This window comes from Microcoleus sp. D3_18_C4, assembly GCF_036702355.1.
In the GTDB taxonomy this organism is placed as follows: Bacteria; Cyanobacteriota; Cyanobacteriia; order Cyanobacteriales; family Microcoleaceae; genus Microcoleus.
Map to the genome: position 1 here is coordinate 24,877 of NZ_JAUBTF010000007.1, position 12,055 is coordinate 36,931.

Consider the following 12,055-nt stretch of genomic DNA (forward strand, 5'->3'; position numbering starts at 1 on the left):
TCAACTAACAACTGTCAACTGTCAAATAACAAATAACCAATAACAGACAAATAATCATGAACCGTTTTCGCACAGCCTGCACCACCCCCGGAGAATTTATAATTACCGCCGAAGTTGCCCCGCCAAAAGGTGGCGACATGACTCACACAATTCAAATGGCTGAACGCCTCAAAAACCGAGTGCACGCCATTAATATCACCGACGGGAGTCGCGCAGTGATGCGAATGTGCCCCCTAGCAGTTTCGGCAATTTTAGTGCAGCACGGAATTGAGCCAATTTGTCAAGTTGCTTGTCGCGATCGCAATCAAATTGGTCTGCAAGCGGATCTCATGGGAGCCCACGCTTTAGGCATTCGCAATGTATTAGCACTTACAGGTGATCCCGTCAAAGCGGGCGACCATCCTAAAGCAAAAAGTGTATTCGACTTTGAATCAGTACGACTGTTACAAGTCATTCAAAAAATGAACGGCGGCTTAGACTGGAATGACAAACCTTTAACAGACGGATTTACTGATTTATTTGTCGGTGCTGCCGTCGATCCGCAATGCCCCAGTTGGTCTGGTTTGCAAAGTCGATTTGAGAAAAAAGTAGAGGCTGGAGCACAGTTTTTTCAGAGTCAATTAATTACAGATTTTGAAGTTTTGGATAAGTTTATGCACCACGTTGCTGCAGGCTGCAACAAGCCAGTTTTAGCAGGAATATTTTTGTTTAAATCAGCTAAAAATGCTGAATTTATTAAAAAATACGTGCCGGGAGTTCACATCCCACAAGAGACGATCGATCGTTTAGCAAAATCTCCAGAACCCTTGCAGGAAGGCATAAAAATTGCTGCCGAACAAGTCAAGCTAGCGCGGCAGATTTGTCAAGGAGTTCACATGATGGCTGTCAAACGAGAAGATTTAATTCCTCAAATTTTGGATTTGGCAGGAATCGAGCCACTGAGCTAAAATTAACCCACGGGGCGGGTTTTATTAACTATTAATGCCTAACATTAACGATCTCATAAACCTGCCCACCCCCGCGCTAGCATTTTGAACATCAAACTGTAGGGGCAGGTTTGACCAACCATCAAGGTGTAAAAGTAATGATCTCGTAAACCCGGCCTCCTCCGTTGTAGATAATCCAATAACTTCTGAGTTTGATTAATAAACTACTTTGAAAAATGCACGATCGACTAAACGGTTATTAAATAGGAGCAACTAACAATGACTGACTCAGAAATACTTAATTCTGATACCATTAAAACACTAAATACTAGCATATCCAAAGTTACAGTTTACACCGATCGCGCTTTGGTAACGCGCCGCGGTACGGTATCTCTGACAGGAAACGAGCGAGAATTGGCGATCGCCTCTGTACCCGCAACCCTCGAAACAGAGTCAGTCAGGGCCACGGGTGCGGGTACGGTTGCAGTGCGATTGCTGGGAGTGCGAACCGAAAGAGTGTTTAGCAGCGAACCAGTAGGCGATCGCACTTCCGAATTAACCCAACAAATTAAGGAGTTACAAACCCAAAGACGGGGAATTAACGACAAAATAACCGCCCGAAAAATTCAGCTCCAATTTGTGGAAGGTTTGAGCGAAAAAAGCGTCGGTTTCTTTTCCAGCAGCATCGCCAAACAGCAGGTAGGTTTAAACGAAACTGGCGAATTGCTCAATTTTTTAGGAACTAATTACCTAAAATATGTAAGTGCGATCGCCCAACACGAAAAACAGCAGCGCGAAATAGACAAGCAAATAAAAGCTTTGCAGCAGCAGTTGGGGCAAGTACAAACTCCCCATTCGCAGCAAAGTTTTAACATCATTGTTGCCATTGAACCCAGTGGCAGCGGCAATTTTGAACTAGAAGTTTCCTATGTAGTCACGCGAGCCCGTTGGACTCCCCTTTACGACTTGCGAGTAAACACTACCAACAACCAAATTAATCTCAATTACCTAGCCGAAGTCAATCAAAATACAGGCGAAGATTGGACGGGAGTAGCGCTGACTTTATCTACAGCAAAACCCGGAATGGGAACTCTCCCACCAAAACTAGAACCTTGGTATATTGATAAAACCGAGCCAAAGCAATTTTTTGGTAGGGGTTCATCAGAGAATGATTTTTTAGACCTAGAAGAGGTATTATCTGAAGGTTTTGCAGGCCGTTCACGCTCCATAACACGAGCGCCCCTAGCAGCTCAAATAGTCACAGCCCAAGTATCTAGAGAAGGCGGTACAGTCTCATTTCAAGTAGGCGGAAGTACCAAGATTCCCAGCGACGGCACACCGCACAAAGTTACTATTTTCTGCGAAAATTATCCCTTTAAACCTGAATATATTGCAGTTCCGCGCTTAGTCAGTTTTGCCTATTTGCAAGCAGTTGTTGTGAATCCGCTGACAGGTGCAACTCTTCTGCCCGGTAAAGCAAATATCTTTCGCGACAACACTTTTGTCGGCAGTGTGCAGTTAGAAAATGTTTCACCAGGGCAAGAATATAAACTGAATTTAGGAATAGATGAAGGGTTGAAAATAGAGCGGGAATTAGTGGAAAGACAAGTAGATAAAAAACTGATCGGTCAGCAGAGGCGCACGAGTTACGCTTATCGCTTAAATGTGACAAACTTGCATCAGGTGCAAGTACACCTGACACTACAAGAGCAATTGCCAGTCAGCCGTAATGAACAAATTAAAGTGCGATCGACTCTCACTAATCCGAAGATAGTAGCAGGTGAAATGGGACTGCTAGAATGGATAATGTCTCTGCCGCCGCAAGCAAAGCAAGAGTTATATTACCAGTTTGTTGTCGAACATCCTCCCGACTTAACAGTCACGGGTTTAGATATTTAATATTAAGTAGGTAAAAAGTTGTTTCTAATCAGGACTTTAGTCCTTATTCGCTAGAACTATGAGGACTGAAGTCCTGAGAAACTATCAAATCTAGCGGTAATTTGTAAACTGCAAAGCCATCGGATAATCTTCTTGCTTCAACCGTTGAATTACCAACTGCAAATCATCCTTATCCTTAGCCGAAACGCGCACTGCATCACCTTGAATCGAGCCTTGAATCTTTTTAAACTCATCTCGAATTAATTTAGTGATTTTCTTGGCAATTTCCTGGTCAATCCCTTTTTTCAGTTTGATTTCTTGGCGTACTCTAGTACCACTAGCAGCTTCAATTTTCCCATAATCAAAAATTTTCAGAGACAAATTGCGCTTGGCGGCTTTAGTTTGCAAAACAGTGTGAATCGCGTCGAGAGTAAATTCACTGTCGGTATTCACCGTAATTGATTCTGCGCCCAATTCTACAGTGGTTTTGGTATCTTTCAAGTCGTAGCGGCTTTGAATTTCTCGCGTTGTTTGGTCAACAGCATTGACTAATTCTTGCCGATCGAACTCGCTGACAATATCAAAGGAATAACTAGCAGCCATAAATTAGTAATTGGTAATGGGGCATTGGGCATTGGCCAAACAGGGCATTGGGCATTGGGCATTGGCCAAACAGGGCATTGGGCATTAACAACTAACCAATAACCAATAACCAATAACCAATAACCAATGACTACTGAAAATTAGCCGTTAACAGCCATGAAACTGAAATAGAATAAAGAAACAGTGCAAGAAGAACTAATCGCAAACATGAGCGATCGCCCCAGCGGCACATTCAGAATATAGAAAACCGAAAACAACAACCGGGCGATCGTAAAAGCGATCGCAGCCCAACCTGCCGGTTCCGAATCTACCCCCGTCACAAAAGCCATCAAAGCCGCCGCTGAAAACAGCATAAACGTCTCAAACGAATTTTGGTGAGCCCAAGTTGCCCGCTGAGCGTAAGCAGGCAACCTCTCAAACATAGCGCGGGGGGCTGCTTGGTCATAGCCTAGCTGCAAGCGGGCGAACGCAACCACCAAAAACGGTGCGTAAACCAGCGCAGCAGCAGCAGCAATACAATCAAGCAGAATAACCGACACAGGTAATCCCAACAGCATCATCCGCCTCGCAGTTCAATCAAAATAGAACAGAGTAACTACCTTGCGCTGTTCCTCCGCATCCTGGCAAGTTTTCAGCAAAGTGTGGCTTTCGTGAAAAGCAAAACAGATCAGTTGCTGACAGCGAGAAATAATCTCCTGATTGCACATAGCGCTTGCTTCCGGGAGAGACAAGCTATCATTTTTGGGATTTTCTACCAAATGTATCACTTGTTCGAGTTGGTCGCGAGACTCCCGGGGCTGGCGACTCATACTTTGTGGCAAAATCACCGTCAGCAGATTAGGATCTGCTCGCATTGCCCCCCGAATTGCGGCTGAATTGGTGCCTGTAGCGCCAGAAGTGATGAGCTGATTGCCTCCCAGAACTATGGCGTAGCTCAGCATCTCAATTAGCTGCTGGTGGGTAATAGGAACGTGGCGAGAACCCAAAAGAGCAATCCGCTTGGAGCCGGTTTGCTGGATCGCCGCAAGTTCTTGTAAAAAATCATCTACTCTGGGTAGCTCAATTGATTGACTCAAAGAATTTATTAAATTAAATAAAACTACGTTGTGGATTTTAGCAGACTCACTAGCCATTGCCGCCAAAAAGAAGTTAAGAATTGCTGATTTACCAGATCAGACTAGAGGAGCGGCAGATTTGAGGAAGCCAGAAGGCAGAATGTCTCAAGACATTCGGCAGCCGGAGTTCAAGGTAGAATTCAAGAAAAATTGAGAATTTAAGAATTTTAGCTTTTTATTTATTTAAACAAAAAATTCTCTCTGCTGAATACCTTCTTCCCTCAGCTCCGGCTCTCTTATTAATGGACTCGATCGCTCAGGCCCAAGGATGCCATCATGCCATCAAGGTCAAAATGTTCTGCCATTAGCTGAGTAACGCATTCCACCTTGATCGGTTCGTGCAGGCGCACGCTGCCAAAGGTGCTGTCGATAATTTCCACCGTGGTTAAGGTATCCAAATCAACAGACAAAACCGGAATTTCCATTTCTTCTGCCCTGCCAATCACCAGGGGAGAAGGAGGCAAGTGGCCTGTCAAAATTAAGCACTGAGTCGAGCTTTCCAGAGCCGCTAGCTGAATGTCCGTGCGATCGCCCCCCGTCACCACCGCCATATTTCTCGCTTTGCGGAAATACTTCAGAGCCGAGCTAACATTCATCGCGCCAATTGTCAAGGTTTCCACCATCAAGTCCAAACGGTCTTTACGGCAGAGCACATCAGCTTTCAATTGGTGCACCAATTCTTTGACGCTGACACTTCGCAGCAAAGCACTTCTCGGCAGCATTCCCAAAACTGGAATACCCGCAGCCTCCAGAAAAGGCCGCACAGTCGCCGTTACGGATTCGAGTTTGTCCGTGGGAACGTCATTGAGTACCACGCCGAGCAACCGCGAACCCAAACGCTGTTTAGCCGACAGCAAATCGTCTACATACAGATCGATCGGGCGGGCTACCAACAACACAGAGGCATCAACTGCCTCAGCGACTTGAACCAAAGACAAGTCAAACAGACTACCTTCCTCCAAATTAGCTGGGCCTTCTAACAGCACCAAGTCTCCGCTGGGAGCTTGCAAATATTGTGCTAAAGACTGGCGGTAATCTGTCTTGTCTTCTCCCCGCAAACGCTTGTGAACCGTCTCTTCATCCAAATACAGCAGTGTTGACGGCATCTGACTTTCTGAGAGCTTCAGCGTCTCTACCGCGAACCGCACGTCTTCCTCCTCGATCCCACCTCCCTCGGAGCTGAAACAGGTTCCCAGAGGTTTGCCGTAGGCGACGGCCAGCCCCTTGTCCCGGAGTCCGAGTGCCATCCCCAGGGCGATGGCAGACTTGCCACTGTAAGCTTTTGTGGAACCGATCAGCAAATATTTAGTCAATTTGGGTACGCCTTCAATCCTCAATTTGCACCTGTCTATTTCAATAAATTTAGTTTTTTCTACAGTATTTCTGAACTGCGACTCAATTTGGCAATACTATTATACTCGATTTTGTCGCTTTTGGGCAGATTGTTTTTTTGCGTAAAATTTTTATTCACCTGTTCGCAACCCTTTTCTTCCCATTCTTTTTACTTGATTTTGGAAAAGCAGTTTTTAAATTGTTTGTTTAACCAGCCGTTTTTAATAATGATTTATCGCCCATTATTCCTTTAAAAACCGATTTTAATTATAAAAACTTTTAGCCATTCTTATTACTAATCTTAGATATAAACACCGACTTTTATAAAATAAAAATAATAGGTAGTAGAAGTGGATGATTTCACTATAAAGCACCTATTGAGAGGGCTTGGTGCAGTTTTTGTTTGGTATATAGCAATCATCGCATCATTTGTGAATTTCTTACCCACTCCCCTTCGTAAGGGGAGGGTGCGGGTGGGTAAAAAAAATACGACTCATTTAGGATTGTTATAATACAGCTATTTTGTAGGAATAAAGCCCGGTGCTTGCCTTCTCATTTTTGCCTATAATTGAAAATCGATAGGTTGTATTATTAGTTATTGATTATTAGTGCTATCGCCAGCGTTCAAACTGAGCGGTGGCACTGCGAGCAATAAGCTGCTTAGAATCGGGCTTATAGCTTCTAAACACATAAATTGTCTGGCGGCGTGGGCTGGCATTTCGGCAGCCCAAAGCCTGATGGCAATGCTAGCCCGATCGCAGTTCAAGGGCTGTAGATTGAGTTTCCTTGGGCGGATCTACAGCCCTTTCTTCTCAGTTACCGAGTCGCAAAATTTGAACGAAATCGGACGGCGCGATTCGCCTCACGGCGATAGCTTCGCTCGCGCGTACTCGCACAGTACCAATATCCGAAATAGGTTTTTGCGCTTGTCCCACAACAAATACAGCAGTTTTCAATTGGATGAAATACAGGTAGGGACTCAGGCTTTGCCTAAGTCCCTACGAGAAATCCGTATCACGCTCAACAGAAAACTGCTGTAGATTTACTTTAGGAATAGGGATAAGTGCTGACACCCAAAGGGATTATTGAGAATGATCCAAAAACTCACTCTTTCCGCTTCTCAAATAGGGCTGGCGCACCAATCATGTAATGTTGCCGTCGTGGCTTTACACTATTGGTGCGCCAGTTATAGCGCCCCTCAATCGATTTTAGATTTTAGATTTTAGATTTTAGATTGAAGAAAGCAACCGCACTGATAAATCCGGGGGCTTGCGCTCCGGATTCGGAGCTTTTTTCTCACTCCCCCAATCAATCCGGGGGCCCCGGATTAAATTGCTTGATTGTCAATTGCGGACTTTTGGGAGTGCGGCTGCGGTGAAAGTTATTCATCCATTCGCATCAGCTTGCGGTAAAACGTTTTAGAAAAATCGACAGTACGAGTTCGCTGAAAAGTCAGAAGTACCTCAATTAAGCAACTAACAAACTCAGAGCTTTGCATAGTCACTTCGTAGCTGAGTTCAGCATTGCCGTCAAACAACACCCGACAGCGGGTTAAATCGATCGGCAGCGACGAGATATTCCAGCTAGCGACAAACGGCACGCTCTCCCCGCCGTCAATTTTTCTTGCCCCCTCCAAGGTTTTGAGCTTGTAGAGGCCAATAGCGTGCGGTAAAAACTTGCGCCTGGGCTCTTGACAGAAAGGCGCGTAGACTTTCACTTCTTTGTCATCGGCTGGCTTCAGTTGAGGAATAGACATATTTCCACCTCAGACAATTATTACTAACAGATAGTTTAGATCCCCTGAAAAAACTAGCAGATATTCCAGGTCGATCGCAAGCAAAAGTCAACCCAAATACTCTATGCAGTACCCGTTTACCAATACCGTACAAACACCTAACCCGCTGGTTGTCCTCCCGTCCGCTTTCGACAAAAGCCCAGAAACTGATACAGTAGATGCTTATATCTAAAATCAAAAACTATTGGTGGTTGAATCAAGTAACCTATGCAGGAGAGTTCTTGGCCAGAAAACGACGCTCGCAGCGAGCTTAACTTGGACATCTCTGATTTAGCTCAAGAAGAGCTCAAGAGTTTGACCTCGAACTCGAAGCTCAGCAAAGTATTTGCTATACCAGACATTGGCGACAGGGTGTTTGACGCGGAAACAAAAGCAGAGCTCCCGGTTGCGGTGTCTGTGCCGGGAACTCCCTCTTTTCCTCAAAATCTGTACCGGGGACGGCGCGGAAAAGCCGCCGCAGTGCTGACTGCGATTTGGGCCGGCACGATCGCCCTGCACTTGATTTCTTGGGGTGCGTGGGTAGTGTGGGGGTTGACGGGACTGCTGTGGATGCAAGCATTTCGAGTGTTGTTTGCGGAACCCAAGCCCGCACTGCCGCCTCTTGCCGATGAAAGTCGAGAGGATTGGCCTTATGTGTCGCTGCTGGTGGCGGCGAAAAATGAGGAAGCGGTGATTGCCCGATTCGTAGAATCGATCTGCAATGTAGATTATCCGATCGACCGCTACGAAGTTTGGGCGATCGACGATCACAGCAGCGACGCCACGCCGCTAGTATTGGAACAGCTAACCAAAAAGTACCCCCAGCTCAAAGTATTTCGCAGAGGAGCAAATGCCAGCGGCGGCAAGTCGGGAGCACTGAATCAAGTGTTACCACTGACTCGCGGGGAATTTGTGGGAATATTTGACGCCGACGCGACGGTAACGCCAGACTTGCTGCGCCGGGTGCTGCCAGTGTTCAATGGAGAAAAGGTAGGGGCTGTGCAAGTCAGAAAAGCCATCGCCAATGCTTCGGTAAATTTTTGGACTCGTGGCCAAGAAGCAGAAATGGCTCTCGACAGTTTTTTCCAACAGCAGCGGATTGCGATCGGCGGCATTGGAGAATTGCGCGGTAACGGCCAATTCATGCGCCGCACCGCCTTGGAAAGCTGCGGAGGCTGGAACGAGGAGACGATTACCGACGACCTGGATTTGACGGTGAGGCTGCACCTAGACCGATGGGACATTGAATTTCTCGCTTTCCCAGCCGTGTCAGAAGAAGGAGTCACTAACGCTCGCGCTCTGTGGCACCAGCGCAATCGCTGGGCAGAAGGTGGCTATCAGCGTTATCTTGACTACTGGCGGCTAATTTTGCGGAACCGCATGGGAACTGGGAAAACTTGGGATTTATTTGGATTTTGGGTATCTCAATATTTCTTACCCACAGTAGCCCTGCCCGACTTTGTGATGTCAATTGCGCTGCGCCGGATGCCGATCGCCAGTCCCATAACTTTTATGACCCTTACATTGTCGGTGGTGGGAATGTTTGTCGGTTTGCGTCGCACTCGCAAAGAGACCAAATTTGACGTAAGGCGAGTTTTTGTCACCTGGCTGCAAACGCTGCGGGGTACTGTGTATATGTTCCACTGGCTGCTGGTAGGGACTGTAACGGCTCGGATTGCGGTACGGCCCAAGCGGCTCAAATGGGTCAAAACCGTCCATCAAGGCGCTGTTAATAGCATCAAGTAAACAATTCGCAGAAATATCTCGGCACAGTATCGCCGAACGCCCGAAGATTTTCTGAGACAAAAAAACACCAACGCTCGCCAAATATCTCCCCGCCAGAGCCTAAGAGTAAAATGTGGAAATTCCGAGAAAAAAACACTTTGAAACAGCTTAGGTAATAGGTAATCGGCGAGCGGTAATAGCGAATAAGTAATCGGCAATACAAAAGTCTAAAATTAAAAGATAAAAGCGAGAATTTTTAACTTTTAACTTGACAAAAAACCAATTACTATCTATTAATTATGAATTGCCAATTAGGACGAATTGCTTGTTGCCAACTACCCGTCACCCGTAATTGATAATGGATTTGTTAGAGTACCAAGCTAAATCTTTATTTCGACAGATGGCAATTCCGATTTTGCCGTCGCAGCGGATTGACAATCCCGCCGACCTCAAAGGACTGAAAATTCCTTACCCCGTTGTACTCAAATCGCAAGTGCGGGCTGGGGGACGGGGCAGGGCGGGCGGTATCAAGTTTGTAGAAAATACGATCGATGCAGTAGCTGCCGCCCAAACAATTTTTAATTTGCCGATCGAGGATGAATATCCCCAAGTCCTGCTGGCAGAAGCAAAGTACAACGCCGACCAAGAATTGTACTTAGCGGTACTCCTAGACCCCGTAGCCCGTCGCCCGGTGCTTCTGGGATCGAGACAAGGAGGTATGGATGTCGAAGGGTCGATCGAGCAAATGCAGCAAGTTGCCGTAGATCAAGAATTTTCCCCATTCTACGCGAGGCGTCTCACGCTGAAAATGGGATTGCAGGGAGACTTGATTCAATCGGTGAGCACCATTGTCGAAAAAATGTACCGGCTGTTTGTCGAAAAAGATTTAGACCTAGTAGAAATCAATCCTCTCGGCATCAGTCCAAGGGGAGAGGTAATGGCTTTAGACGGTAAAGTCACCGCCAACGACGATGCCTTGGGACGACATCCAGATTTGGCAGCACTCTCGGAGAAGAAGCTCTTGGGCGGGTTGGCACGGGAAAGAAGAAGTCCCCATGCTGCGGGCGATCGCTCCCATTCCCAGTCCAAAGTTCAGCAGTCGCCGGAGTTTGACCCCAAATCTAAATCCCCAATCTCGAATTCCGAATCCCTGCAATTAATCGAACTAGACGGGAATATCGCGATTTTGTGCAACGGAGTGGGCCTGACAATGGCAACTTTAGATGCTGTAACCCACCAAGGAGGAAAACCCGCTAATTTTGTGAATATTGGTTCCCTAGACCGCTACTATGCAGCAAATGCCCTGCGCGATCGCGTGGAGTTGGGTCTGGAGTTAGTCGCTCAGGATAAAAGCGTTAAGGTGATACTTGTAAATATTTTGGGCAGCGCCTCCAAGACCGAGGAAATAATTGCTGCAGTAGCCGTCTATTTGGAACGGAAAGCTCGCGCTAACCGCCACATCCAAATTGTGCTGCGGCTGGTAGAGATCGATGCTGATGCTGTTAAAAAGCGTTTGGGACAGTTGCCGGTGCAGTTAGCTAGCACTTTGGATGAGGCCGCGGCCGCTTCTGTATCCTCCGCCAAGTAGCGGCAGTCGATCGGCAAAAAACGAGATTTCTGTACAGATGAAGGCCTTCTGCTTTTAACAGATCGAGTGTCAAGTGGGAAAAAATGAATTTAACTCCTGAAAGCAAAGTCCTAGTACAGGGCATTACAGAATCTCCCGCGTCCACCCGCGCCGCCCTGATGATGAAAGCATACGGCACGAATGTAGTCGCCGGTGTTAGTCCCGGTCGGGGGGGGCAGGAAGTGGAGGGAATTCCGATTTTTGATTTGGTAGAACAAGCAGTGGCGGCAGTGGGTCACGTTGACACTGCGGTAATTTTGGTAGACGCTTACTCGGTGCTGGATGCTGCTTTAGAAGCGATCGCCGGAGGAATTCGGCAAATCGCGATCGTTACTGGGGGAGTGCCTCCTCTGGATATGGTGCACTTAGTCAGAAAAGCAGAAGCCACCGAAACTTTGGTAATCGGGCCCAACAGTCCGGGGATTATTGTGCCCGACAAACTGCTGCTGGGAACTCACCCCAAGGAATTCTACACTCCCGGCCCGGTGGGAGTGATCAGCCGCAGCAGCACTTTGACTTACGAAGTTGCCCTAGAACTGACGGAGGCTGGGTTGGGACAGTCGATGGCGGTTTGTATTGGCTGCGACGCGATTGTCGGTTCTTCTTTTATGCAGTGGCTGCAAATTTTGGACGAAGACGACAGTACCGAAGCGATGGTTTTAGTGGGGGAAGTTGGCGGGTGGAGTGAACAAGCTGCTGCTTCTTACATCGCTTCGGCGATCGACAAACCCGTGGTTGCTTATCTGGCCGGCCGCTACGCTCCCAAGGGGCCGTCTTTGGGCCACGCCGGCATCCTGATCAGTTCTCGGGCGGCTGCCCAGAAAGCCTTTGGAGTTACGGCCCCAAACAAAATGGCTGCCTTTGAAGAGGCGGACATACCTGTGGCGGCTCGACCTTCAGAGATTCCTAAATTGCTCAAAAAATTGCTAAAGAAAAATTGATTGCTTTGGGAATTTCCACAAAAGTCCTAACCCTTTTGGGGGTTGGGATAGGGGTAGGGCGGGGGCAGGTTTGGTCTCAAAAGTGTCTGCAGAATGCCACAACAGCCGCTTCAACCCGCCTTTATGAGACATTT

General features: G+C 47.1%; 10 protein-coding genes. 5 read left to right on the plus strand and 5 right to left on the minus strand.

Going from position 1 to position 12,055, the window contains the following annotated elements; all coding sequences use genetic code 11:
• Positions 1–56: 56 nt before the first annotated feature.
• Together QUA90_RS05180 and QUA90_RS05185 are read left to right on the plus strand one after the other, a co-directional pair.
• Positions 57–947, plus strand: coding sequence for a methylenetetrahydrofolate reductase (locus QUA90_RS05180; RefSeq protein WP_333444182.1), 891 nt, complete (start codon positions 57–59; stop codon positions 945–947).
• 258 nt (positions 948–1,205) lie between these two features.
• Positions 1,206–2,825 carry a mucoidy inhibitor MuiA family protein gene (locus tag QUA90_RS05185; protein ID WP_333388101.1) on the plus strand — a complete coding sequence of 540 codons (1,620 nt, stop codon included), beginning with the start codon at positions 1,206–1,208 and terminating at the stop codon, positions 2,823–2,825.
• A gap of 90 nt (positions 2,826–2,915) precedes the next feature.
• On the opposite strand, the gene QUA90_RS05190 is transcribed toward QUA90_RS05185, so the two are convergent.
• The 5 genes from QUA90_RS05190 to ebsA form a co-directional block, all read right to left on the minus strand.
• Entirely contained in the window at positions 2,916–3,407 is a 492-nt protein-coding gene (locus QUA90_RS05190) for a YajQ family cyclic di-GMP-binding protein (RefSeq protein WP_333050086.1), read from the minus strand.
• Positions 3,408–3,547: 140 nt separating this feature from the next.
• Positions 3,548–3,964 carry an MAPEG family protein gene (locus QUA90_RS05195; RefSeq protein ID WP_333444302.1) on the minus strand — a complete coding sequence of 139 codons (417 nt, stop codon included), beginning with the start codon at positions 3,962–3,964 and terminating at the stop codon, positions 3,548–3,550.
• A gap of 15 nt (positions 3,965–3,979) precedes the next feature.
• Entirely contained in the window at positions 3,980–4,483 is a 504-nt protein-coding gene (locus QUA90_RS05200; RefSeq protein ID WP_190744281.1) for a DNA recombination-mediator protein A, read from the minus strand.
• A gap of 278 nt (positions 4,484–4,761) precedes the next feature.
• Positions 4,762–5,859 (minus strand): phosphotransacetylase family protein, encoded by a 1,098-nt coding sequence (locus tag QUA90_RS05205; protein WP_333388104.1) that lies wholly within the window; start codon positions 5,857–5,859, stop codon positions 4,762–4,764.
• A 1,376-nt stretch (positions 5,860–7,235) separates the two neighbouring features.
• On the minus strand, positions 7,236–7,610 hold the full coding sequence (ebsA, locus tag QUA90_RS05210) for a type IV pilus biogenesis protein EbsA (protein WP_190737140.1): 375 nt from the start codon (positions 7,608–7,610) through the stop codon (positions 7,236–7,238).
• Between the two features lie 246 nt (positions 7,611–7,856).
• On the opposite strand from ebsA, the gene QUA90_RS05215 reads away from it, so the two are divergent.
• From QUA90_RS05215 to QUA90_RS05225, 3 genes are all read left to right on the plus strand, one after another.
• A complete protein-coding gene (locus QUA90_RS05215) occupies positions 7,857–9,374 on the plus strand; it encodes a glycosyltransferase family 2 protein (RefSeq protein WP_333388107.1) in 1,518 nt (505 codons plus the stop codon).
• A gap of 337 nt (positions 9,375–9,711) precedes the next feature.
• Entirely contained in the window at positions 9,712–10,941 is a 1,230-nt protein-coding gene (locus QUA90_RS05220; RefSeq protein WP_333323034.1) for a succinate--CoA ligase subunit beta, read from the plus strand.
• Between the two features lie 83 nt (positions 10,942–11,024).
• Positions 11,025–11,921: a CoA-binding protein gene (locus QUA90_RS05225; protein ID WP_333388109.1), complete on the plus strand. Its 897-nt coding sequence runs from the start codon at positions 11,025–11,027 to the stop codon at positions 11,919–11,921.
• The last annotated feature ends 134 nt before the right edge of the window (positions 11,922–12,055 follow it).